This window comes from Paractinoplanes globisporus DSM 43857, assembly GCF_000379645.1.
In the GTDB taxonomy this organism is placed as follows: Bacteria; Actinomycetota; Actinomycetes; order Mycobacteriales; family Micromonosporaceae; genus Actinoplanes; species Actinoplanes globisporus.
In genome coordinates, this window is the sequence record NZ_KB903336.1 from 26,723 (window position 1) to 48,871 (window position 22,149).

Consider the following 22,149-nt stretch of genomic DNA (forward strand, 5'->3'; position numbering starts at 1 on the left):
CCTCACGCGGCTACGAGAACGGGTGTTTCCGCAGTAACCGGGGCAGACGGTGACGCATCGGTGAGCCGGGCCGCGGGTAGGTGACGCCGGGCCGTCGAGACGGACACGCCGGCCTTCTTCGCGATCTCGGCGATGGTCGCGCCGGGGTGCTTCGCCGCGGCCTTGGCCACCTTGTCGGCCGACGCGGGCCGCGGCGTGACGCGCTTGGCGGGCGCTTTCTTGACCGGCTGTGGCGTGGCGGCGGGTTCCTGCTCGGCGATCGGCGTGCCCAGCAGATCGGCCATCTCGTCGCGCACGAACACCGTGGGGCGCAGCGGCTCGGACGCGGTGACGTCCTCGGCGGGAGCGGTGGTCAGGGCACGGATCCGGCCGCCGATCTCCACCAGGCAGATCGAGGCGACCACGATCAGACCGTCCACACTGAACGGCAGCAGGTACGGGCTCGCGCCCGTCTCGCCGTACCGGGCCGCGACGCCGGCCATGTGCCAGTACGACACCCACGCGGCGATACCCGCGATCACCGCGGTCCCACCGAGCCGGCCGATCGACGCCAGCCCGCGGGAAGCCGGAACCCGGGAGATCAGCTCCACGGCCAGCAGCAACGCCAGCGGCGACCACGCCGAGATCGCCTTGCTGACCGGGTTGTCCGCGGCATGCAGCACGTTGCCGGCCAGGGAAGCGGCGATGCCGAGGGCGAACACACCCCTGACGCCCCAACCGATGCGCTTGAGCTGCTGAATGTCCTTGGCCATCACGCCACCTCTCGGCCGGAGGCGGGACGCGCGGCCAGCTCAGCGGCCACGCGGATGACACGGGCCTCGGCCCGGCGCAGACGACGCCAGTCCAGCGGCGACGGGCCGCCGTGCTCTGCGGCGTAGATGTTGGTGATCTCGGCGTCCAGCACGGCCAACTCGGCCGCGATCAGCGGCCACTCCGCCTCGATCGCGGACAGGTCGGCCGGCGTCGGCTCGCCGAACAAGATCAGATGCTTTCGCACTGCAAACCTCCGGATATTGGATGGTCTGGGCTAGTCCAATTGCTTGAACCCGAAGGTAGGCCCACTGGGCTAGTCCAGTCAAGGGAAACTAGAGAACTTCCTGCGCTGGGCTAGTCCGGTGTAAGGTCGTCCGGTGGCCGTTGACTTGGACTTCCTTGGCGACCTTGACCCCGACGATTCACGACAGGCGTCGCAGCAGATCGCAAACCTGCTACGCGCCGCGATCTTGACCAAGAAGCTTCCGCCAGGCGTGAAGCTGCCGTCACAGCGCGACCTTGCCGACCGCTTCAACGTCGCGCGGGAAACGATCAAGAGGGCGATCGAGGCCCTACGAGCGGAACGCCTGATCGTCAGTCGGCAGGGCAGCGGCATCTATGTCCGCGCTCAGACCCAACGGCCGGTCGAGCTGCGGCCGCTCATTGAAGCTGCCTTCGAACATCCACACGTGGCGATCGACTTCGCAGGCTTCTCCGGTGAGACCTTGAGGGACGCCATTGCCGAGGCGTTGGACATGGTCCGAGCGGGGCGCAGTGCACCGGAGACGATCGCCGTCCGAGTCCTGATCTGTGACATGTCGGTGCCGATGGCGCTTCCGGCACTGGCGACGACGGGTGCAGACGATCCCGCAGTGCGGAAGCGAGCGGAACGTATCACCCGGCGCGCGATCGACGGGATCATCGACCAGGTGCAAGAACTCGCAGACCTCGGTCTGGTGAAGTCAGCGACCGCAGAGGTTCGAATGCACGGCATCGCGCCGTCGTTCAAGCTCTACATGTTCAACGGGCGAGAGGCGTTCTTCGGGTTCTACCCAGTGGTCACGCGCGATGTGACGATCGGCGGAGAGTCGGTCGAGATCTTCGACCTCATGGGGAGGGATGCGACCCTGTTCCACTACGCGGTGGACGACGATGAGGCCTCGCACGGCACGCAATTCGTGGAATCCGCGCGCCTCTGGTTCGACTCGGTGTGGAACAGCATCGCGCGCGAGTACCGATCGTGATCCCGCTGGCAGACCTCATCGGTGGTGGCCCGCTGCTGTTGGACTTCGACGGACCCGTGTGCTCGATCTTCGGCGGCTACCCGGCGCCGGATATAGCTGCGCAGTTGATCGCCCTGATCGACAGGCAAGGCATCGTGGCGCCGGGCGAGGTGCGTAGTGCGCGTGATCCGTTAGAGGTCCTGCGGTGGGCGGGCGAGGCCTGCCCTGCCGAAGTGACAACGACGATTGAGGACGCACTGTGCGTCGCCGAGCTACGCGCTTCGGCAACCGCGACACCCACGCCGTTCAGCCGAGAGGTGATCCTTGGTGCACGCGCACGCGGCCTGCCGATCGCCGTGGTGAGCAACAACTCGGCGGCGGCGATCGAGGCGTACCTCTCCGCACATGACCTGGCGGGATACATCTCCCCGATCATCGGTAGGGCCTACGCTGATCCGCTCCGGATGAAGCCGCATCCGGGGCCGCTCATCGCAGCCGCGCGCTCCCTCAACGTTGCGCCGTCGAGGTGCACCCTGGTGGGCGACTCACTCACGGACATCGAGGCGGCGCGAGCGGCCAACGTCGCCGTAGTCGGCTATGCGAACCGACCATGGAAGGTTGACGCGTTCGCCGGCGCCGATGCGGTTGTCACCTCGATGGGGGACATAGCAACAGTGCTGTCCCCCGTGTCCCCGGAGTCCCCGGAGCACCGCTGAGCTGCCCAAACTTAGGGGGACAGAGCCATCGGAATTATCGATCAGTACTGGGCCGGCGCGCTTCAGCGGCTGCACGCAGAGGTTGAGGTCTTCAACCGCTTGATCGCGCATCAAGGTGAGCGCGGGCGCGAGAACGAATTAGCCCTCGCCAGGATTCTCGAAAGATTGCTTCCAGGCAGGCTAGGAGTCGGAACAGGGCTGTTGTTCGACTCATTAGGCAAATACTCAAAGCAGATGGACCTACTGCTGTACGACCAAATAGACTCACCGGCGGTCCTTGCTCAGACAAACCAACTACTCCATCCTGTTGAGGAAATACACCTAGCTATTGAGGTGAAGAGCCGGCTAAGCCTTGATGGCATTAAAGATTCTGGCAAGAAACGGGCTTCTATCAACGCCTTGAGTCCCATCAAAGGCTTCCAAAGGCCGATGTTTGCCCTATTTGCTTACGACGCCGTTTCGTCGCCAGCAACCGTCGCACAACATCTGTCGTCGCTTAGTCCAGATGTCAGGCCAGACCTCACTTGTGTTCTCGACCCTGGATTGATCGCCGGCTCGCATGGAACTCTGAACCCCGCGACCCGCTCCAGCGAGTTCACTTACGGAGTAACACTGTTGCACGACCTGAGCGAGAATAGGGAGAGGGAAAGAGGCCGCTACGTCGCCGGGGATCCGTCTGGAAATTTGCAAAGGCAGCATCACGAAGGAGCCCTATACCCGGCTGTTGATTTCCGGGGTGGCATTTCCCTTAGCGACCCGTCACGTGCCCTACTTCTGTTTTGTGAAGCCTTAATTCGGATGACTGCCGAAAGAGCCGGCAGAAAGCCGCCGTCTCTGACCCACTACCTCGCACCATCATACCGCGATATTGAACAAATCTAGACCGGCGGAGACGCCGGTGGCGGCATGATCATCGGGTTCAGCACGGAGGTGATGAAGTCGGCTGGACTTATAGTCGGAACGGCGAGCTTCTTGCAGACCTCCCCGAGGGGCGCACGGCCCGGCCTCGTGCGGTGATCGTTCGTGACCACTGAACAGCTCACACCAGCGTCCTGAAGTTCGAGCACGTAACCAACGACAGCGACAATGCAGGTTCCTTCACGGCCTTCAATGACAAAGTCGAGACCCTCGGGATAGCCGTTGGTTTGCGCCCATCCTTGCGCCCTCCGCTTGTATCCGTATGAAACTGTGCAATCCATGCTGCCTTGGACAGCCCCAAGCCAAATAAGCAGCTCGGCGTCGGTCTCCGGGTCAGCGCGACGTTCTACATCGGCGGCCACTTCTGGCGGAAAGCGCAGCTCGCGCCCTCGAACCAGCTTGGCCATGGCGCCGCAAAGTGATACCTGTTTGCGTCGCGGAGCCGCATCGACAAGAGAGAACAGGGCGCGGTCGTCCGGCAGATAGATTCGGCCGCTCACTAGTGGGCGCCTTCATCAAGCAGGCCGCGCAATTCCTTGATCTCAGCCCTAGAGAGATTGAGCAGATCTACAAGGTCAGCGTTGTCTATATCGCCTTCTTCTTCGGCCGCCATAAGACGACCGACGAAACCTGCCCCATATCGCTGAAGTTTCCGCCTAGCCCTTGTTTGAGGCGGTCCACCACCTCCACCACCCCTGGACTGAATCGACGCTATCTTGTTGATCTTGCCGTAAAGTCCGGGCATGGCCATGCCTAGAGACTCGAATCGGAGCGCCATTGCTCGGAGACTCACATTGAGCTGATTAGCTGCCCAGCGCACCTGCTCGTAGCTATCAACTTTCTGCCCATTGAATCTCCGAACAACGTATCCGGCAAGGACGCGTCGAGGCATTAAGAATGCCGCCGCGACGCCGTCGCACCACCTCTCAGTTCCACTCTCGGGAAGCGCGTCGCAGATGGACTCGTCGCCGAGAATAAGGTGAGCACATTCGTGCAGGTAAGAGAATGATCTCGCCCGGGTATCGTCCCGAGTGTTAATGGCGATTACTGGAGCAACTGGATCAGGTAGAGAAAAACCACGGAATCCACCTTCGCTCAACGTCAGGTTGAGCGCAATGACGCCTCGCGTCTCTATCCGACTTCGAAGTAGTTTGGAGACCTCGTGATCTTTGGCACTGATCTGGTCGCGAGTCGACCACTCCAGCCAAGCACGGGCAGTTTCGGCGACAACTTCGGAGGGATCTCCGATCGATGCGCGCGGAATCTCTAAGCGGTCCCCCTCCTGACCCAACCATCGCATGACGCGTTGAAGGTTCTGTGCAAGCTTTATCGCTTTGAGATCGTCAGGCGCGGGAGTATGCGGTCCGGTCTGACCCGCGTGGCTACGGAACCGCGTTGTGCTGACTGAAGGTGGCGGCGGGTTAGCAAGGAAGAAGAACGACTCGGGTCGGTCAAGTAACTTCCTTAGCTGATCAAACCTCGTCTTGCTGGGGTGGGTCACGCCGGCAATCCAGTCCGCGACCTCGCTCTGACTTACGCCAAGCTCGCTCGCCACCTCGGCGCCGGTGAGGCCCGCCTCGCCCATGGCCCAAGCCAGCACCGAACCGGTGATCGGAACCAGCACGGTCGGCATGTCCTCATTGAACCATCGTCAGCTACCGAGCGTCGAGGCACTAGCAGCCCAGAGCTATGTCCCCGCGTGTCGGCCCGGGGCGGTGACCTCGGGCCATCAACGGGCCATTAGCCGAGGACACACGAGGCCGCTCAGGGCCGCTCGTTGCCGCGTTGACCCGCTCTCGGGGACCGCCGCAACGCGCCGTTGTACGGTTCCCAAGCTGACAGTGCGGGTTCGATTCCCGTCACCCGCTCGTGAGGTGGGAGGCCCGTGTCCGCGGAAAGCGCGGACCGGGCCTCCTCGCATTCCAGCCTGGGGGGCGACCCCCCAGACCCCCACGTTGACTTTCCCCTGCGCTCGGTGGGTGGTTCAGCTTCGTTCCCTTCCCGTACGCCTCGGGCTGCGCCCTGGCGTGCCCACGCGCGCCTTGGGTCATGGCTGACGCCGAACCTCCGAAGAGAATCGGTATCACGCCGACGTGCTGCGGGTGGGACAGGCGATCGAGGAGTGCTTCCGGCCGCTCAAATCAACTACATGACGGCCGGGAATCGGGTGCCGCACCTGCATACACACGTGACGTCGCGCTACCGCGACGACCCGGCGACCGGCACCCCGCTGCCAGATGAGCAGAACGTCGAGATGCCCGAGGCTCAGTGGCGAGAGGACGCGGCCGCCCTGTCTGCACTGCTAGCGCAGGTCACGGACGGGCACGAAGCTCGGCGACGCTGATCGCGAGGCCTGAGCGTTCAAGCCTGTCCAGGACATCGTCGATGCTGCCGGGCGGGTTTTTCCACGAGTCGGCGATCTGCTGCACCGACGCGTAGATCGCGCTGCGGTCGAGGCTGATCTGGTCGCGTACAAATTCGTCCGGCGACTTCGGGTCGACGTCCCATTTACGCAGCTCGTCCGCAGGGAAATCACGGAGATTCGCGGTGACGATCACCTGCGCCCGGGCCTTGATTGCCGCTGCCAGCACGTGGCAGTCGTCCGGGTCTGGCAGTTTGAGTGAATCCACGAGCGACTCGTGACCGCTGACCTTCCAGTCGCGGACGGCGGTCGCCATGAGCGCGCGGGTGCGATCCAGCTTGCGAGGGTCGAGGTCGGGACGCTGCCGGCGCAACGCCGCGAACATCTCGTCCAGGATGCTCTCGGTCCACTTCGCCTGCACGAGGCCCGACTGGGCGATCCGGATGAGCAGGTCCCGCAGCGTGCCCGGATAGAGCACGCTGGCGTCGTAGACGACGACGAAGGACATGCCGCTAACTCAGATCCATGTCCTGGGCGAGTTGGGCGAGTTCGTCAGCCGCGACACGTCGTCTCATGTCGTCTCGGTGTTTGTAGGCGAGCACTGAGCCGGCGAGCACCCGGCGGTGGGTGCCGACCTTGCGGAACTGGATCTCGCCGGACTCGAGAAGACCGATCAGGTACGGCCTGGACACGTTGAGCAAGTTGGCCGCCTGCTGGGTGGTCAGCTCCGCGTGCTCAGGCACCACCGACACGCCGTGCCCGTTGGCCATGTGGGCCAGAATCCGTGCCAGGAGCTCAACCGCGCCCCTAGGCACGACCAGCTCCGTGCCATCGCCGTCGTCGACCACCCGGACGATGGCCGGGCCGGACGCATGGGTGCGGAGGTATTCCTGCACCCGGGGAAGTGCCTGCGCCGCCACGGCGATCGACTCCTCGTCCGGGCTCACCGAACTCAACGCTGCGGACATCTCCACCTCCCCACGATAATCGAATTATCCGCAGCAGTCGCAGCAAACGCAACAGACCCTAGCTGCCAATCGTGAGGAAGACGTTGTCGATTTCGCCGGCGTACTGGTCGTTGCCTTGGGCTGGGCCCTTGCCGCCTACGCGCAGCGGCTCGGCGTTGGCGATTGCCAGGCGGGGTGGCACTCGGACCCAGGCGCGTGGCACGCCGTCGACGTAAAGGGTCAGGCGGTTGTCGGCTCGGGCGCAGACCAGGTTGTGCCAGCGGGCGTCCGCCACGTCCATCCAGGGCTCGGCTCGGTAGATGCGGCCCGTGCGGCCGGTGATCACGCAGCTGGGATGGCCGAGACGGTGGTCGACCTGCAGCTTGAACTGGCTGCCGCCGCCGACCGAGTAGCCCTTCTGCACCACGTTCGCCCCGTCCGACAGGTCACCGTGGGTCATCAGCACCGACGCCCCGTACTGCAGCGGTCGGGTTCCGGGGTTGAGGCTGTCGTCGCGGAGGCCCTGGAGGATCGCCCTCGGGCAATCACTTTCCCGGAGCATGGTGCATCGGTCCGGATAGGCGACGGCAAGACCCATTCCTTGCGGTACGAGTCGGAGCACGCCGCCGTTCTGTCCGAGCGGCCACAGCTCGTGGCCACCCGAAAGGTCGGTGATCGGACGGTGCACCCCGGCGTCGAACGTGTAGCGGAGACTGACCGGTGCGGTGGCGACACCGATGCGCCCGGACAGCATGGGCGCCGCGGCGCTCGACGGGCTCGGCGGCAGCACCCCACTCGACGGCGACGGCGACGGCGGCGTGATCTGGCGAGCGACCGGCGCGAGTTGGACAGCGACCGGAGCGATCCGCAGTGCAACGGGGCGGGCATCGGGCGCACGAAGCGCGTGGGCGAGCCCGGCGAGAAGGACGAGCACTCCCGTGAGGGCGAGGTGCCGCCGGCTACGAGACATGCGGCAATTGTCCGGATTAGGCCGGGCCGAGGGAAATTTTCAGCACGGGCGTGGCCGAATGCATCGAAAAGCACTCGAAAGCGGTAAATGCCCGCAAGAATCCCGAGACAAGATAGCCGCCAAGATTGTCGACAATCAGCAAGGGCGCAGGTTGCAGGCGCAAAACCCCCTCCGAACACACGGAATCCTGTCGGCGCGATTGTTGACAATCCACCAGCCTCCCCTAGGCTCTGGGGAAGCGACAGCAGCAAACAACAGCGGCGGGAGGCTTGGGCATGAGGACCGTCGTGGTAACCGATCCGCCGCGGGCGAACATCGAGGACGCCGACACCCTGGGCGGCTACGGCGTGGCCACCGTCCACGAGGCCCTCGGCCGGGTCGGCTATCTCGGTCCCGAGTTCCGCCCCGCCTGGCCCGGCGCGAAGATGGGCGGCACCGCCGTCACCGTCCTCTGCTGGCCCGGTGACAACCTCATGATCCACGTAGCGGTCGAGCAGTGCCGCCCCGGCGACGTCCTGGTCGTGGCCACCAACTCCCCCTCCACCGATGGCCTCTTCGGCGAGCTGTTCGCCGGCGCCCTGCGACAGCGCGGCGTGCGAGGGGCAGTGCTCGCCACCGGCGTACGAGATGTGGCCGATCTTCGTGAAATGCGCTTCCCGGTCTGGTCCCGAGCGATCAGCGCGCAGGGCTCGGTCAAAGCGACCGCCGGCGCGGTGAACGTTCCCATCGTGCTCGGCGGCCAGACGATCCACCCCGGCGACGTGATCCTCGGCGACGACGACGGCGTCACGGTCGTGCCCCGTCTCGACGTGCCCCGCGCCCTCCAAAAAGGCCGGGCCCGCCTCGAGAAGGAGGCCGCGACCAGGGCGGCGTTCGCCGAGGGCGAGCTCGGCCTCGACCGTTACGGCCTGCGCGACAAACTCGCCGGCCTGGGCATCGAGTACGTCTCCCACGAGGAGTACGTCAAAGGTGACTGACTATGACAGCACCGGCGTCCGATGCATGATGCTGCGGGGCGGCACCTCGCGCGGCCTCTACTTCGAGCCCTCCGACCTGCCCGCCGACCCGGCCGAGCGCGACGACCTGCTGCTGCGCCTGATGGGCACGCCCGACCCGCGGCAGATCGACGGCCTCGGCGGCGCCACGTCGCTGACCAGCAAGGTCGCCGTGGTCAGCCGCTCGACCGACCCGTCCGCCGACATCGACTACCTGTTCCTCCAGCTCGGCGTCGACGAGCCCACGGTCAGCACCCAGCAGAACTGCGGCAACATCCTGGCCGGGGTGGGACCGTTCGCCGTCGAGCGGGGACTGTTCCCGGCCGGCGAGACCGAGACCAGCGTACGCATCAAAATGATCAACTCGGACAGCGTCGCGGTCGCCACCTTCCCCACGCCCGGCGGTCACGTCGAGTACCGCGGCGACGTCGTGATCTCGGGAGTTCCGCGGAGCGCGGCCGGCGTGATCCTGGCGTTCGCCGACACCGAGGGCTCGGCGACCGGCTCCCTGCTCCCCACCGGCCAGGTCCGCGACAAGATCGACGACATCGAGGTGACCTGCGTCGACAACGGCATGCCCGTGGTGCTCGCGCTGGCGGAGTCCTTCGGCCTCACCGGGTACGAGTCGCACGCGCTGCTCGCCGCCGACCAGCCCCTGCTCGGCCGGATCGACGAGTTCCGCCGCAAGGCCGCCCAGCTCATGGGCCTGGGCGACGATCCGGGCTCGGTGCCGAAGACCGTGCTGCTCGCCCCGCCCCGCGACGGCGGCCGGCTCAGCACCCGCTCATTCATCCCGGTGCAGCCGCACACCTCGATCGGCGTGCTCGCCGCGATCAGCGTGGTCACCGGGATGCTGCTGCCCGGCGCCGTCGGACACGAGCTCACCCGCGACTGGCCGGCCGACCGCTCCCAGGTCGATGTCGAGCACCCCACCGGCCACTTGCTGGTCGACGTGATCGTCGACGGTGACGCCGACCCGCCGCGGGTGGTCCGCTCGGGCGTGGTCCGCACCGCCCGCAAGCTCTTCGACGGCATCGCCTTCCCCCGAGCGTGACAAACGCGTACCAAAGGAGAGCCCGTGCCCCCGCTGCACCAGATCGCGCACCTAGCGCACATCGAGCTCCGCACGCCGGTTCTCGAGGAAAGCGTCGCGTTCTTCACCAACTACCTCGGCCTCACGCCGAACGGCGAGTCGGGCGACTCGGTCTTCCTGCGCGCCTGGGACGACTACGAGACCATCACGGTCAAGCTCACCGGCCACGCCACCTCCGGCGTCGGGCGCACCTTCCTGCGCGCGGCCAGCCCGGAAGCGTTGGAGCACCGGGTCAAGGAGATCGAGGCCACCGGCCGCGGCATCGGCTGGCAGGACGGCGACCCCGGCTACGGCCCCACGTTCGCCTTCACCGATCCCGACGGGCACGAGTTCGGCCTCTACTACGAGAGCGCCTGGTTCCGCCCGAGCGACGATCTGCGCCCGGCACTGAAGAACCAGGCTCAGGCGTACCCGGCCCGCGGGGTCAGCGTGCGCCGGCTCGACCACATCAACTACCTCGGGGTCGACGTCGAGGCCAACCGCGACTTCCTGCGCGACAGCCTCGGCGCCCTGGTCACCGAGCAGATCGTGCTCGACGACGGCAGCATCGCCGGCAGCTGGACCACGTTCACGAACAAGGGCTACGACGCCGTCTACACCCGCGACCGCACCGGCACGAACGGCCGCCTGCACCACATCGCGTTCGCCACCGACACGCGCGAGGACATCCTCAAGGCCGCCGACATCGCCCTCGAGCAGGGCGTCTTCATCGAGACCGGCCCGCACAAACACGCCATTCAACAAACCTTCTTCCTGTACGTCTATGAGCCCGGCGGCAACCGCATCGAGCTCTGTAACGCCGGCGCGCGTCTGGTGATCGCCCCCGATTGGCAGCCGGTGAACTGGACCGAGGCCGAACGGGCGAAGGGACAGGCGTGGGGGCTGAAGACCATCGACTCGTTCCACACACACGGCACGCCGCCGGTTGAGGGAGCCGCCAAGTGATCATCGACTGCCACGGGCACTACACGACCGTGCCGGCGCCGCACACCGAGTGGCGCAAGGCGCAGCTCGCGGCGTGGGAGGGCGGGGAGACGCCGCCCGCGTACCCGGCGATCTCGGACGACGAGATCCGGGAGTCGATCGAGGGCAGCCAGTTGCGGCTGATGCGCGAGCGCGGCGTCGACCTGACGATCTTCTCCCCGCGCGCCTCGGCGATGGCACACCACCAGGGCGACGAGGGCGTGAGCCGCCGCTGGGCGCAGGCCTGCAACGACCTGATCGCCCGGGTCACGCAGCTCTACCCGGGAACCTTCGCCGGGGTCTGCCAACTGCCGCAGTCGCCGGGCGTGCCGATCGCGAACTCGATCGGCGAGCTGCGCCGCTGCGTCGAGGAGCTGGGCTTCGTCGGCTGCAACCTCAACCCCGACCCGAGCGGCGGCCACTGGACGTCGGAGCCGCTGACCGATCCCAGCTGGTACCCGTTCTACGAGGCGATGATCGAGCTGGACGTGCCGGCCATGGTGCACGTGTCCGCGGTGACCAACAAGAACTTCCACGCCACCGGCTCCGCCTACCTGAACGCGGACACCACCGCGTTCATGCAGTTCCTGCAGGCCGACCTGTTCAAGGACTTCCCCGACCTGCGCTTCGTGATCCCGCACGGCGGCGGCGCGGTCCCGTACCACTGGGGTCGATTCCGTGGCCTGGCCGACATGCTCGGCCGCCCACCGCTGTTCGAGAGCGTGATGGGCAACGTCTTCTTCGACACCTGCGTCTACCACCAGCCCGGCATCGACCTGCTGTTCGAGGTCATCGACATCGACAACCTGCTGTTCGGCTCGGAGATGGTCGGCGCCGTCCGCGGCATCGACCCGCAGACGGGCCACTACTTCGACGACACCCGGCGCTACGTCGAGGCGTTGGACCTTGCGCCCGACGACCGCGACAAGGTCTTCGAGCTCAACACCCGCCGGGTCTACCCGCGACTGGAACAGCTGATCAAAGCCTGAGGAGAACGCGGTTGCCTGCCGACGACCAGAAAGCTCAGGCCGCCCGGGAAGCGTTGCGCGACGCGATCCTGAGCGGCGAGTACCTGCCCGGCGAACGGCTCGTCGAGGCACAGCTGTGCGAGCGGTTCGGGATCAGCCGCTTCACGGTACGAGCGGCCCTGCAGGATCTCACCGCCGACGGCCTGGTCAAGGTCGAGCGGAACAAGGGCGCGCACGTCCGGAAGGTGACCCTCGACGAGGCCGTCGAGATCACCGAGGTGCGCATGGTGCTGGAGGGCCTGGTCGCCGCCCGCGCCGCCGCGAGGGTGACGGACGCGCAGGCCAGCGAGCTCGACGAGATCGGCCTGCTGATGCGGCGCGCGGTCAGCGCAGGTGAGTTCCGCCGCTACGGCGACCTCAACCAGCGGCTGCACGGGCTGATCCGCACGATCGGCGGCCATCACACCGCCGACAGCATCATCGAGACGCTGCGTGGCCAGCTCGTCCGCCACCAGTTCATGATCTCGCTCCACCCCGGACGCCCGGCGATCTCGCTGCCCCAGCACGAGCGGATCATCGAGGCGATCCGGGAGCGGGATCCCAAGGCCGCGGAGTCCGCGATGCGCGAGCACATCGCGAGCGTCATCGAGGCGCTCCGCGACATCGACGCGACCGAGCTGCGATGAGCGTCACGATCGCGGTGCTCGGCCTAGGGGAGGCCGGCGGCCTCATCTCGGCCGGTCTGGTCAAGGCCGGTGCGCGGGTGCGGGGGTACGACCCGAGAGTCGGCGCTCCGCCCGGCGTCCAGCAGTGCGGCAGCGACGCCGAGGCCTGCGAGGGCGCCGCGCTGGTGCTGAGCGTCAACAGCGCGGCCGACGCGCCGGACGCCCTGGCCGAGGGCCTGCCCGGATGCGACCCCGGCACGCTGTGGGCCGATCTCAACACGGCGTCCCCGGCCGAGAAGCTGTCCCTGGAAAAGGCGGCCGGCGGCCGGGTACGCGTGATCGACGTCGCGCTGATGTCCCCCGTCCCCGGCCACGGCCTGTTCACCCCGATGACCGCGAGCGGTCCGGCCGCCGCCGACTACGCCGCCGTACTGCGTCCACTCGGCGCCAAGGTCGACGTGCTCGACGGCCCGGTCGGCTCGGCGGCCACCCACAAGCTGCTGCGCAGCGTGTTCTACAAGGGACTCGCGGCCGCCGTCCTCGAGGCGACCGCCGCGGCCCGGGCCGCCGGCCTGTCCGACTGGCTGCGCGGCAACATCACCGAGGAGCTGATCCGGGCCGACGCCGCCACCCTGCAGCGCCTGCTCACCGGCTCGAAGACGCACGCCGTGCGCCGGATCCACGAGATGGAGGCCGCCGAGCGCCTGCTCGGCGATCTCGGTGTGCCGGCCCGGGTCACCCGGGCGAGCCGGGACTGGCTGGCTGACCTGGCCGACGGCGCCGAGCCCTAGGAATCCGGCGCCACAATCGACCTCCGAAGCAATGTCGTCACGATTGTTAACAATCGCTTCGGAGTCACATAAGTGTGCCATCTGCCGCTTCGCATCAGCTCTGCTAACGCCGGGCAAAATCGTTGACAATCCTGTAACCGAGGCTCTAGCGTTCCTGGCAAGTGGCTCGGGACACACTCGAGCCCCTTGAGGCACGCAACGGCCGCCCTCGGGCGGCGGAACCTTCCTGAACTCACTCGTCGGTGGGGGACGGGACATTGGTCTATGAATGGTAGATCCTTCGTCCTCGCGCTCAGTACCAGTCAATTCCGACCAGTGGAAATATTCCGGTCCGGCTTCGATGACGTAGAGGTTGCTGAGAACCATGCTGAGAACACGGCTCATCGCATTGCTTGCCGTCACTGCCTTGGCGGCCAGCACGGCCGCCTGTGGTGGCTCGGACGACTCCTCGAACAACAACTCTTCGTCGGGCTCACCCGACAAGGTCAAGGTCGGCGTCATCCCGATCGTCGACGTGGCGCCGATCTATCTCGGTAAGGCCAAGGGCTTCTTCACGAAGCAGAACATCGACCTCACCCTGGAACAGGCCCAGGGTGGTGCGGCGATCGTGCCGGCCGTGGTCAGTGGGCAGTACCAGTTCGGCTTTAGCAACGTGGTCTCGCTGCTCCTCGGCGCGTCCAAGAACGTGCCGATCAAGGTGGTCGCCAACGGCAACAACGCCACGGCCGACCCGGCCAAGGACTTCAGCGGCCTGATCGTCAAGGACCCGGCCATCACCCGCCCCAAGGACCTCGAGGGCAAGACGGTCGCCGCCAACACGCTGAAGAACATCGTGGCCACCACGGTGAACGAGCTCGTCCGCAAGGACGGCGGCGACCCGTCGAAGGTCAAGTACGTCGAGGTCGCGTTCCCCGATCAGGCCGCCGCGCTCGACGCCGGCCGGGTCCAGGCGGTCTTCCTGGTGGAGCCGTTCGTTTCCTCGGTGCAGCCGAAGGGATGGAAGCAGATCGGCTCGTTCGCCGCGGTCAGCCCGAACATGATGATCGCGGACTACTTCACGTCGGCCCAGTTGCTGGGCGAGAAGGCCGACCTGGCCAAGCGCTTCACGGCCGCACTGAAGGAGTCGCTGGCGTACGCCGACGCCCACCCCGACGAGGTGCGGCAGATCGTCACCACCTACACGACGATCAAGGCCGACGCGGCGGCCGCCATGACCCTTCCGAAGTACAACCCGGAGATCGACAAGGCGTCGCTCGAACTCCTGAACGGTCTGATGGTCAAGGACGGCCTGCTCACGGCCCCGGTCGACACGTCGAAGCTGCTGCAGTGACGACTTCGCCACCCATCCTGCGCAGGGCCGGAGACAATCCGGCCCTGCTCGGGCTGGTCGGGCTCCTCGGCTTCGGCGCGCTCCTAGAGATCCTGCCGCGGGTGGGCGTGCTCCCCGCCGAGTACTTCCCCCCGACCAGCAAGATCGTGAGCGCGCTCGTCGACGAGTTCGGTCGTGCCGGTTTCTGGCGCGCGGTCGCCGGCACGGTGACGACCTGGCTGATCGGGCTCACGATCGCGGTCGTGGCCGGCATCGTCCTGGGCATCGTCATCGGCTCGATCCCGGCGCTGCGGCTCGCCACCGCGTCCACGATCGAGTTCCTCCGCCCGATCCCCTCGGTGGCGCTGCTGCCGCTGGCGATCGTGCTGTTCAGCGCTCCGGTCCGGTCGATCCTGCTGCTGGTCGTCTACGCGTCCTTCTGGCAGGTGCTGATCCAGGTGCTGCACGGCGTCACCGACGTCGACCCGGTCGCCCGCGAGACCGCGGCCTCCTACCGGCTCGGCCGCTGGCGCCAGGCGCGCTACCTGGTCTGGCCGACCACGCTCCCGTACGCGATGACCGGCATCCGCCTGGCCGCCGCGGTCGCGCTGGTCCTCACCATCACCGGTGAGCTGCTGATCGGCGGCACCAAAGGCATCGGTGAAGAGATCAACGTCGCGCAGAGCAGCATCGCGGTGCCGTCGATGTACGCGCTGATCGTCGTCGCCGGTCTCATCGGCCTGCTCGCCAACCTCGCGACCCGCCGCGCCGAACGGATCGTGCTCGCCTGGCACCCCTCGGTCCGACGGGAGCTCCCGCTATGACCCGCACTCTCGGCCGAATCGCCCTGGTCCTCGGGCTGCCGGCGATTCTGCTGGTCACCTGGTGGTTTGCGAGCGCCGGCAGCACCAGCTTCTATCAGCCGCCGCTGGAGACGATCGTCAAGGTCTTCCCGGATACGTGGACGGCAGCTCGGTTCAAGAGCGACGTGGTGCCCAGCCTGATCCGGTTGTTCATCGGGTACGGCCTCGCGCTGGTCGTCGGCATCGGTCTCGGCGTGCTGATCGGCGCCAACCGCCGGCTGCGCTCGCTGCTCGAACCGATCCTCGAATTCCTCCGGGCCATCCCGCCGCCGGTGCTCGTGCCGATCCTGATTCTCATCGCCGGCATCGGCAACCCGACCAAGGTGCTGGTCATCGTGGTCGGCGGCGTCTGGCCGGTCCTGCTGAACACTGTGGAGGGTGTGCGCGGGGTCGACGATGTGCTCTCCGACACCTGCCGCAGCTACAAGATCCACGGCTGGCTCCGGATCCGTACGTTCATCCTGCGCGCGGCCAGCCCGCAGATCGTGGTCGGCGCCCGTCAGGCGCTGTCCATCTGCATCATCATGATGGTCATCGGCGAGCTCCTCGGCGCCACCGACGGCCTCGGCTACACGGTCGTCGAGTTCCAGCGCGGCTTCCAGATCCCCGAGATGTGGAGCGGCGTTTTCGTCCTCGGCCTGCTCGGTGTGCTGCTTTCTCTGGCGTTCACGCTGGTCGAGCGGCGAGTCTTGAACTGGTACCACGGAGCGCGCGCCGCCGAGCGCAGCGGACACTAGGAGGAAGCTGTGCTGGAGATCAGTTCGCTGCGCAAGACCTACGGTGGTCAGGGCCGCGAGGTCGAGGCGATCGGCAACATCACGCTGACCGTGGCCGACGGCCAGTTCGCCTGCGTCGTCGGCCCGTCCGGCTGCGGCAAGACCACGCTGCTGCGCTGCCTCGGCGGCCTGCTCACGCCGACCTCGGGCGAGGTGCGGGTGAACGGCCAGGTGGTGACCGGCCCGCCCGACGGTCTGGCCATCGTCTTCCAGGAGTACGGGCGGAGCCTGTTCCCGTGGCTGCGCGTCGGCGAGAACATCGAGCTCCCGCTGAAGTCCAAGGGCCTTCCCCGGGCCGAGCGGCAGCAGATCGTCACCGACTCGCTCAAGGCGGTGGGCCTCGCCGACGCCGGCAAGGCGTACCCGTGGCAGCTCTCGGGCGGCATGCAGCAGCGGGTCGCGATCGCGCGGGCGATCGCTTTCCAGCCCAAGGTCATGCTCATGGACGAGCCGTTCGCGGCGGTCGACGCGCAGACCCGGGCCGACCTGGAAGACCTGGTCCGCACGGTGTGGAAGCGGTTCGGCATGACGATGCTGTTCGTCACCCACGACATCGACGAGGCGGTGTACCTCGGCCAGCGGGTCGTGATGCTCTCGTCCTCGCCGACCCACGTCATGGAGAACCTCGACATCGACCTGCCGGACGATCGCGACCAGCTCAAGACCCGCTCGGACGCCCGGTTCGTCGAGCTCCGCACCCACGTCTACGCCCGCATCCAGGAGGCGAAGGGCGCCAACGGTCAGTCGCCGGTGCCCACTGCCCCCTAAGCGGAGCGCGCCGGCGCCAGCCCGTGCGCCGGCTCGCCGACCACGGCATGGATCACATCGTCCAGTGTGATCACACCGAGCGGCCGCCTGCCGTCGCTGACCAGCACGATGTGCAGGCGGTCGCGGCGCATGAGGAGCAGCAGGTCGGCGAGCGTGCGCTCCGGCGGGACCACCACGAGCGGCCGAATGATCTCAGCCGGGATCGGCAGGCGACGCTGTCCCGCCGCGTACCCGAGAATGTCTTTGACGTGCACGAAGCCCAGCACCCGCCGGCTCTCCCGCTGGAGCACCGGGAAGCGGGAACGCCCGGTCCGGGTCGAGATCGCCTCGATCGTCGCCGGTGACACGTCGTCCGCGACCGTGGTCACCCCCGACCAGGGCCGCAGCGTGTCGGCGGCGGTGCGGTCGTTGAGCCCGAGCGCCGCGTGGATCCGGGCGTACTGCTCCGAGCCGAGCAGGCCCTCGCTGCGCGCCTGGGTGACCATGCCGGCCAGCTCCTCGGCCGTGAAGACGGTCTTGACGGAGTCGGTCGCCTCGATCTTCCACAGCTTGAGCACCGTACGCGATGCCCAGCGCATGGCGTTGAGCAGCGGTTTGGTCGCGTTGCAGAAGGCCAGCATGAACGGGCCGAGGATCAGCGCGGTGCGCTCCGGGCCGGCCAGTGTGATGTTCTTCGGCACCATCTCGCCGATCACCGTGTGCAGGAAGACCACGATGACCAGGGCCAGCACGAACGCGACCGGGTGCAGCATGTTGTCGGGCAGGCCGAGCCGCTCGAACGGGCCCTCCAGCACGTGCGCGAGGGCCGGCTCGGCGATCGCGCCGAGACCGAGCGAGCAGATCGTGATGCCGAGCTGAGCGCCGGCGATCATCAGCGGGATCTGGCTCATCGCCGAGAGTGCCCACCGGGCGCGCTTGGAGGTGGCGGCGAGAGGTTCCAACGCCGTACGCCGGGACGCGATCAACGCGAACTCGCCGCCGACGAACACACCGTTGCCGAGCAGCAGCAGGATCGTGACGAGGATCTTAGTCATCGGACAGCTCCGGCGGCGCCACGACCCGGACCTGCTCGATCCGGTGCCGGTCGACCTCCATGACGGTGAACTCCCACCCGTTCTCCTCGAGCGACTCGCCCACGACCGGGATGTGGCCGAACCGGGCGAGCAGGAAACCCGCGAGCGTCTCATACGGCCCCTCGGGGAGCGTGAATCCGGTCTGCTCCATCAGTTCGTCCTCGCGGAGCAGGCCGTCGACCACGAACGTCTTGCCGCCGTCGGGCGCCGTCAGCTCCTGCGCACCGGCCACGTCCATGTCGGTGTCGTACTCGTCCGTGATCTCACCGACCAGCTCCTCGATGAGGTCCTCGATCGTGACCACCCCGTCGGTGCCGCCGTACTCGTCGACCACGATCGCCAGGTCGGCGTCGGCCGCCCGCAACGCCGCGAGCACCTTGTCGAGGCTGAGGCTCTCCGGCACGTACACGGGCTCTCTGGCGATCGTCGCGACGCGAGTCGCGGCACGACGCTCGAGTGGCACCCCGAGTGCGTCCGGCACCCCGACCACCCCCGTGACCACGTCGATGGTGTTCTCGTAGACCGGGAACCGGGTGTGTCCCGTCTCGCGCGCCACCACGATGAGGTCGGCGACGCTCGCGCCGGTGGTCAGCCCGACGACGTCGACCCGCGGCGTCATGGCCTTGGCCGCGCGTTTCTCGCCGAAGCGGATCGTGCGGCGCATCAGCGTCGCCGTCTCGGTGGGCAGCGCGCCGGCCCGGGCGCTGATCGCGGCGAGCAGGCCGAGCTCCTCGGGCGAGCGGGCGCTGGCCAGTTCCTCCTGCGGCTCGATCCCGATCCGGCGGACCAGCCAGTTCGCCGAGCTGTTGAGCGCCGCGATCAGCCACTTGAAGAGCCGGGAGAATGTGCGCAGCGGGGCGGCGGTCGCGAGCGCCACCACCATCGGCCGGGCCAGCGCCGCGTTCTTCGGCACCAGCTCGCCGAAGAGCATCGACAGCAGCGTGGCCACGATCAGCGCGAGCGCGTGGGTGATCCCCTCGGTGGCCTCCCCGGCGATCGGCTCGACCAGCGGGTTGAACAGCTTCGAGAGCGCCGGCTCGGCCAGGTAACCGGTGAGCACCGTCGCCAGCGTGATGCCGAGCTGCGTACCGGAGAGCTGGAACGACAGGTTGTGCAGAACCTTCTGCACGGTGCGTGCCCGGCGGTCGCCCTCGGCGGCGCGCCGTCCGATCTCCGCACGGTCGACCGTAACGAGCCCGAACTCGGCCGCCACAAAGAACGCGTTCGCCGCCGTGAGCAGCGCGAACGCCGCCAACGGAAGCACCGCGGTCAGGAGCACGCCGTCCATGATCGGTTTCACCTCGGTCCTCATTGTGCCGGACCGGCCATTCGCATGCGTGAACACGGGTCTGGCAAGTACGTGGGCCTCGCCACCCGTTACCGTCGAAGCATGAGCATCGCCGAGGAGTTCCTGCTACTGGCCTACGACGAGGACGGCACGCCGCTGACCGACGGCACCCGCCTGGACAACGGCCTGGGTGGGGCGATCCTGCTCGAGCTCGCGCTGGCGCGGCGCGTCGACATCCAGGACAAACGGGTCATCGTCACCGATCAAGCGCCGACCGGGGACGCGCTCGCCGACGAGGCGCTCGCCCGGATCGCTGAGGACAAGCCTCGCAAACCGGGCCACTGGGTCACGAAGCTGTCCAAGCAGGCCCGGCCACGGATCCTGGAGAAGCTGGTGGCCGACGGCGTGCTGACCGTGGAGAAGGACAAGGTGCTCTGGGTTTTCCCCCGGACGAAGTACCCGTCGGCGAGCGGTGAGCCGCCGGCCGTCGAGGCCGCCGCCCGCGAGCGGATCCGTGCCGCGGTGCTCGGCACCGGGCCGGTCGAGCCGCGCACGGGGGCGCTGTGCGCGCTGGTCGCTGCCACCGAGCTCGACCGCAAGATCTTGGGCGGCGTCGACCCCAAGCAGGTCAAGGCTCGGCTCAAGGAGATCGGCGAGGGGTCCTGGGCCGCCGACGCGGTCCGCAAGACGATCGAGGAGATCCAGGCGGCCGTGATGGTCGCGATCATCGCGTCCACGACGGCGGCGACGGCCGGGTCGAGCGCCTAGGCGTCCTGTTTGAGTGAGCGGAGTAGGACGGTGGCGACGTCGATGACTTCGACGTTGTCGTGTTCGGTTTTGGCGGTGACGCCGTCGCCGATCATCGTGTAGCAGAACGGGCAGCCGACGGCGATGGTCTTGGCGCCGGTGGCCAGGGCTTCTTCGGTGCGTTCGATGTTGATCCGTTTGCCGGTTTTCTCTTCCATCCACATCCGGGCGCCGCCGGCCCCGCAGCAGAACGAACGCTCTTGGTTGCGGGGCATCTCGACCACGGTGGCGGTGGCGCCGAGGATTTCGCGGGGGGCGTCGAAGACCCGGTTGTGCCGGCCCAGGTAGCAGGGGTCGTGGTAGGTCAGGTCCCCGGCGATCTTCTCCACCGGGGTCAGCTTCCCCTCGCTGACGAGGTGGGCGAGCAGTTGGGTGTGGTGCACGACCTCGACCTTCAGCCCGAGTTGGTCGTACTCGTTGCCGAGGGTGTTGAAGCAGTGTGGGCAGGTCGCGACGATCTTCTTGACCTTCGCTTCGGTCAGGGTTTCGACGTTTTGCGCGGCGAGCATCTGGAAGACGAACTCGTTACCGATCCGCCGGGCGGGGTCGCCGGTGCAGGTCTCGCCCTCGCCGAGGATGGCGTAGTCGACCCCGGCCTGGTGCAGCAGGGTGGCGACCGCCCGGGTGGTTTTCTTCGCCCGGTCCTCGAACGCGCCGGCGCAGCCGACCCAGAACAGGTATTCGAAGTCGTCTTTCTCGCCGACTCGCGGGACTTCGAAGTCGAGGCCTTTGGTCCAGTCCTCGCGGGTGTTCTGCGGGGCGCCCCACGGGTTGCCCTTGTTTTCCAGGTTGCGCAGCATCACGCCGGCCTCGGCCGGGAACGACGATTCGATCAGGACCTGGTAGCGGCGCATGTCGACGATGTGGTCGACGTGCTCGATGTCGACCGGGCACTGCTCGACGCAGGCGCCGCAGGTGGTGCACGACCAGAGCACGTCCGGGTCGATGATCCCGTTCTCGGCGGCGGTGCCGATCAGCGGCCGCTCTGACTCGGCCATTGCCAGCACATCCACCCCGGCCAGTTGCTCGGCGCTGCCGGTCTCCTCACCGGTCAGGTCCTTCCCGCCGCCGGCCAGCAGATACGGGGCCTTCGCGTAGGCGTGATCCCGCAGGGACAGCACCAGCAGCTTCGGCGATAGTGGCTTGGCGGTGTTCCAGGCCGGGCACTGCGACTGGCACCGGCCGCATTCGGTGCAGGTGGAGAAGTCCAGCAGCCCCTTCCAGGTGAACTGCTCGACCGCCGCGACCCCGAACTGGTCCTTCTCCGGGTCGGCGTCCTCGAAGTCGAGGGGCTTGCCGGCGCTGGTCATTGGCCGCAGCCCGCCCAAACCACTCCCGGCGGGCTTCTCCGGGCTGCGTTTGAAGAAGATGTTGACGAACGCGAGGAACCGGTGCCACGCGACGCCCATCGTCGGGTTCACCGCGATCGTGATCAGCCAGCCCATCGAGATGAGCAGCTTGACCAACGCCACCCAGGTCGGCCCGTCCGCGGCGGCGGGCAGCACGTTGCCCACGGCGTGGCTCAACGGGGTGGCCCAGGTCGGGAACTCGAACGTGTCGTTGGCGACCTTGAAACCCCGGATCAAAAACCCGCAGGTGAGTACGCCGAGGATCACGCCCTCGACGAAGTGGGCCTGCCACATCGTCGAGCCGAGAAACCGGGACCGCGGCGCCCGCCGGGCCCGCTGCCGCACCACGATCAGATACAGGATCCCGGCCAGCCCGAGGATCCCGATCCACTCGGTGACCAGCCCGTACGGCGTCCAGCCGCCGATGATCGGCAGGCCGCCTTTCGGGTCGACGACCTCGAAGTACGCCTCCACGACCAGCAGGAACAGGATCATGAAGGAGACCATCACGAACCAGTGCGCCGCGCCGATGTAGCCCCACTTGAGCATCCG

Annotated in this window: 24 protein-coding genes; 14 read left to right on the forward strand and 10 right to left on the reverse strand. The window is 67.3% G+C overall.

Features of this window, described 5'->3' with window-relative positions:
* Positions 1 to 2: 2 nt before the first annotated feature.
* Both A3CQ_RS0141525 and A3CQ_RS0141530 read right to left on the reverse strand, forming a co-directional pair.
* On the reverse strand, positions 3 to 752 hold the full coding sequence (locus A3CQ_RS0141525) for a DUF2637 domain-containing protein (RefSeq protein ID WP_020516883.1): 750 nt from the start codon (positions 750 to 752) through the stop codon (positions 3 to 5).
* Entirely contained in the window at positions 752 to 997 is a 246-nt protein-coding gene (locus A3CQ_RS0141530) for a DUF6284 family protein (RefSeq protein WP_020516884.1), read from the reverse strand. The genes A3CQ_RS0141525 and A3CQ_RS0141530 overlap by 1 nt, the downstream gene beginning before the upstream one ends.
* Positions 998 to 1,130: 133 nt before the next feature.
* On the opposite strand from A3CQ_RS0141530, the gene A3CQ_RS0141535 reads away from it, so the two are divergent.
* The 3 genes from A3CQ_RS0141535 to A3CQ_RS61420 all read left to right on the forward strand — a co-directional run bounded on the left by A3CQ_RS0141535 (position 1,131) and on the right by A3CQ_RS61420 (position 3,574).
* On the forward strand, positions 1,131 to 1,997 hold the full coding sequence (locus A3CQ_RS0141535; RefSeq protein ID WP_020516885.1) for a GntR family transcriptional regulator: 867 nt from the start codon (positions 1,131 to 1,133) through the stop codon (positions 1,995 to 1,997).
* Positions 1,994 to 2,692 (forward strand): HAD family hydrolase, encoded by a 699-nt coding sequence (locus A3CQ_RS0141540; protein WP_020516886.1) that lies wholly within the window; start codon positions 1,994 to 1,996, stop codon positions 2,690 to 2,692. Before A3CQ_RS0141535 ends, A3CQ_RS0141540 begins: the two co-directional genes overlap by 4 nt.
* Before the next feature lie 99 nt (positions 2,693 to 2,791).
* Complete coding sequence (locus A3CQ_RS61420) at positions 2,792 to 3,574, forward strand: DUF6602 domain-containing protein (protein ID WP_342663739.1); 783 nt, start codon at positions 2,792 to 2,794, stop codon at positions 3,572 to 3,574.
* Here A3CQ_RS61420 and A3CQ_RS61425 read toward each other — a convergent pair.
* The 5 genes from A3CQ_RS61425 to A3CQ_RS0141565 all read right to left on the reverse strand — a co-directional run bounded on the left by A3CQ_RS61425 (position 3,571) and on the right by A3CQ_RS0141565 (position 7,889).
* On the reverse strand, positions 3,571 to 4,110 hold the full coding sequence (locus A3CQ_RS61425) for a hypothetical protein (RefSeq protein WP_157296957.1): 540 nt from the start codon (positions 4,108 to 4,110) through the stop codon (positions 3,571 to 3,573). The genes A3CQ_RS61420 and A3CQ_RS61425 overlap by 4 nt on opposite strands.
* Positions 4,110 to 5,243, reverse strand: a complete 1,134-nt coding sequence (locus A3CQ_RS59790; protein ID WP_084699452.1) for an XRE family transcriptional regulator — start codon at positions 5,241 to 5,243, stop codon at positions 4,110 to 4,112. The genes A3CQ_RS61425 and A3CQ_RS59790 overlap by 1 nt, the downstream gene beginning before the upstream one ends.
* Before the next feature lie 679 nt (positions 5,244 to 5,922).
* The gene (locus A3CQ_RS0141555; protein WP_020516888.1) at positions 5,923 to 6,480 is read right to left on the reverse strand and encodes a PIN domain-containing protein; all 558 of its coding nucleotides are present in this window, start codon (positions 6,478 to 6,480) and stop codon (positions 5,923 to 5,925) included.
* Positions 6,481 to 6,484: 4 nt separating this feature from the next.
* Positions 6,485 to 6,940: an excisionase family DNA-binding protein gene (locus A3CQ_RS0141560; RefSeq protein ID WP_051115512.1), complete on the reverse strand. Its 456-nt coding sequence runs from the start codon at positions 6,938 to 6,940 to the stop codon at positions 6,485 to 6,487.
* A 58-nt stretch (positions 6,941 to 6,998) separates the two neighbouring features.
* Positions 6,999 to 7,889 (reverse strand): LamG-like jellyroll fold domain-containing protein, encoded by an 891-nt coding sequence (locus A3CQ_RS0141565; RefSeq protein ID WP_051115509.1) that lies wholly within the window; start codon positions 7,887 to 7,889, stop codon positions 6,999 to 7,001.
* A gap of 275 nt (positions 7,890 to 8,164) precedes the next feature.
* On the opposite strand from A3CQ_RS0141565, the gene A3CQ_RS0141570 reads away from it, so the two are divergent.
* The 10 genes from A3CQ_RS0141570 (at position 8,165) to A3CQ_RS55910 (ending at position 17,080) form a co-directional block, all read left to right on the forward strand.
* Positions 8,165 to 8,866 carry a 4-carboxy-4-hydroxy-2-oxoadipate aldolase/oxaloacetate decarboxylase gene (locus A3CQ_RS0141570; RefSeq protein WP_020516891.1) on the forward strand — a complete coding sequence of 234 codons (702 nt, stop codon included), beginning with the start codon at positions 8,165 to 8,167 and terminating at the stop codon, positions 8,864 to 8,866.
* Complete coding sequence (locus A3CQ_RS0141575) at positions 8,859 to 9,938, forward strand: 4-oxalomesaconate tautomerase (protein WP_026206791.1); 1,080 nt, start codon at positions 8,859 to 8,861, stop codon at positions 9,936 to 9,938. Before A3CQ_RS0141570 ends, A3CQ_RS0141575 begins: the two co-directional genes overlap by 8 nt.
* Before the next feature lie 24 nt (positions 9,939 to 9,962).
* Positions 9,963 to 10,922: a VOC family protein gene (locus A3CQ_RS0141580; protein WP_020516893.1), complete on the forward strand. Its 960-nt coding sequence runs from the start codon at positions 9,963 to 9,965 to the stop codon at positions 10,920 to 10,922.
* Positions 10,919 to 11,929, forward strand: coding sequence for an amidohydrolase family protein (locus A3CQ_RS0141585; RefSeq protein ID WP_020516894.1), 1,011 nt, complete (start codon positions 10,919 to 10,921; stop codon positions 11,927 to 11,929). Before A3CQ_RS0141580 ends, A3CQ_RS0141585 begins: the two co-directional genes overlap by 4 nt.
* Before the next feature lie 11 nt (positions 11,930 to 11,940).
* Positions 11,941 to 12,594, forward strand: a complete 654-nt coding sequence (locus tag A3CQ_RS0141590) for a GntR family transcriptional regulator (RefSeq protein ID WP_020516895.1) — start codon at positions 11,941 to 11,943, stop codon at positions 12,592 to 12,594.
* Entirely contained in the window at positions 12,591 to 13,364 is a 774-nt protein-coding gene (locus tag A3CQ_RS0141595) for an NAD(P)-dependent oxidoreductase (protein WP_020516896.1), read from the forward strand. The genes A3CQ_RS0141590 and A3CQ_RS0141595 overlap by 4 nt, the downstream gene beginning before the upstream one ends.
* 364 nt (positions 13,365 to 13,728) lie before the next feature.
* Positions 13,729 to 14,694 (forward strand): ABC transporter substrate-binding protein, encoded by a 966-nt coding sequence (locus tag A3CQ_RS0141600; RefSeq protein WP_051115510.1) that lies wholly within the window; start codon positions 13,729 to 13,731, stop codon positions 14,692 to 14,694.
* Positions 14,691 to 15,497, forward strand: a complete 807-nt coding sequence (locus tag A3CQ_RS0141605) for an ABC transporter permease (RefSeq protein WP_020516898.1) — start codon at positions 14,691 to 14,693, stop codon at positions 15,495 to 15,497. Before A3CQ_RS0141600 ends, A3CQ_RS0141605 begins: the two co-directional genes overlap by 4 nt.
* Positions 15,494 to 16,273, forward strand: coding sequence for an ABC transporter permease (locus tag A3CQ_RS0141610; protein ID WP_020516899.1), 780 nt, complete (start codon positions 15,494 to 15,496; stop codon positions 16,271 to 16,273). The genes A3CQ_RS0141605 and A3CQ_RS0141610 overlap by 4 nt, the downstream gene beginning before the upstream one ends.
* Positions 16,274 to 16,282: 9 nt before the next feature.
* Positions 16,283 to 17,080: an ABC transporter ATP-binding protein gene (locus A3CQ_RS55910; protein ID WP_020516900.1), complete on the forward strand. Its 798-nt coding sequence runs from the start codon at positions 16,283 to 16,285 to the stop codon at positions 17,078 to 17,080.
* Here A3CQ_RS55910 and A3CQ_RS0141620 read toward each other — a convergent pair.
* Both A3CQ_RS0141620 and A3CQ_RS0141625 read right to left on the reverse strand, forming a co-directional pair.
* Positions 17,077 to 18,114, reverse strand: coding sequence for a hemolysin family protein (locus tag A3CQ_RS0141620; RefSeq protein ID WP_020516901.1), 1,038 nt, complete (start codon positions 18,112 to 18,114; stop codon positions 17,077 to 17,079). The two genes, A3CQ_RS55910 and A3CQ_RS0141620, sit on opposite strands and share 4 nt — an antisense overlap.
* Positions 18,107 to 19,441: a hemolysin family protein gene (locus tag A3CQ_RS0141625; protein ID WP_020516902.1), complete on the reverse strand. Its 1,335-nt coding sequence runs from the start codon at positions 19,439 to 19,441 to the stop codon at positions 18,107 to 18,109. The genes A3CQ_RS0141620 and A3CQ_RS0141625 overlap by 8 nt, the downstream gene beginning before the upstream one ends.
* Positions 19,442 to 19,543: 102 nt before the next feature.
* Here A3CQ_RS0141625 and A3CQ_RS0141630 point away from each other — a divergent pair, with 102 nt between their 5' ends.
* Positions 19,544 to 20,209: a GOLPH3/VPS74 family protein gene (locus A3CQ_RS0141630; protein ID WP_020516903.1), complete on the forward strand. Its 666-nt coding sequence runs from the start codon at positions 19,544 to 19,546 to the stop codon at positions 20,207 to 20,209.
* Here the strand turns inward: A3CQ_RS0141630 and A3CQ_RS0141635 are convergent.
* Positions 20,206 to 22,149: (Fe-S)-binding protein (locus tag A3CQ_RS0141635; RefSeq protein ID WP_026206794.1), on the reverse strand; the 1,944-nt coding region annotated here is incomplete at its 5' end. The genes A3CQ_RS0141630 and A3CQ_RS0141635 overlap by 4 nt on opposite strands.

Coding starts and splice junctions, on each gene's coding strand:
- A3CQ_RS0141570 (WP_020516891.1), top strand. CDS start 8,165: ATGAGGACCGTCGTGGTAACCGATCCGCCGCGGGCGAACATCGAGGAC.
- A3CQ_RS0141555 (WP_020516888.1), bottom strand. CDS start 6,480: ATGTCCTTCGTCGTCGTCTACGACGCCAGCGTGCTCTATCCGGGCACG.
- A3CQ_RS0141600 (WP_051115510.1), top strand. CDS start 13,729: ATGCTGAGAACACGGCTCATCGCATTGCTTGCCGTCACTGCCTTGGCG.
- A3CQ_RS0141560 (WP_051115512.1), bottom strand. CDS start 6,940: ATGTCCGCAGCGTTGAGTTCGGTGAGCCCGGACGAGGAGTCGATCGCC.
- A3CQ_RS0141565 (WP_051115509.1), bottom strand. CDS start 7,889: ATGTCTCGTAGCCGGCGGCACCTCGCCCTCACGGGAGTGCTCGTCCTT.
- A3CQ_RS0141625 (WP_020516902.1), bottom strand. CDS start 19,441: ATGGACGGCGTGCTCCTGACCGCGGTGCTTCCGTTGGCGGCGTTCGCG.
- A3CQ_RS0141595 (WP_020516896.1), top strand. CDS start 12,591: ATGAGCGTCACGATCGCGGTGCTCGGCCTAGGGGAGGCCGGCGGCCTC.
- A3CQ_RS0141620 (WP_020516901.1), bottom strand. CDS start 18,114: ATGACTAAGATCCTCGTCACGATCCTGCTGCTGCTCGGCAACGGTGTG.
- A3CQ_RS0141630 (WP_020516903.1), top strand. CDS start 19,544: ATGAGCATCGCCGAGGAGTTCCTGCTACTGGCCTACGACGAGGACGGC.
- A3CQ_RS59790 (WP_084699452.1), bottom strand. CDS start 5,243: ATGCCGACCGTGCTGGTTCCGATCACCGGTTCGGTGCTGGCTTGGGCC.
- A3CQ_RS0141610 (WP_020516899.1), top strand. CDS start 15,494: ATGACCCGCACTCTCGGCCGAATCGCCCTGGTCCTCGGGCTGCCGGCG.
- A3CQ_RS0141525 (WP_020516883.1), bottom strand. CDS start 752: ATGGCCAAGGACATTCAGCAGCTCAAGCGCATCGGTTGGGGCGTCAGG.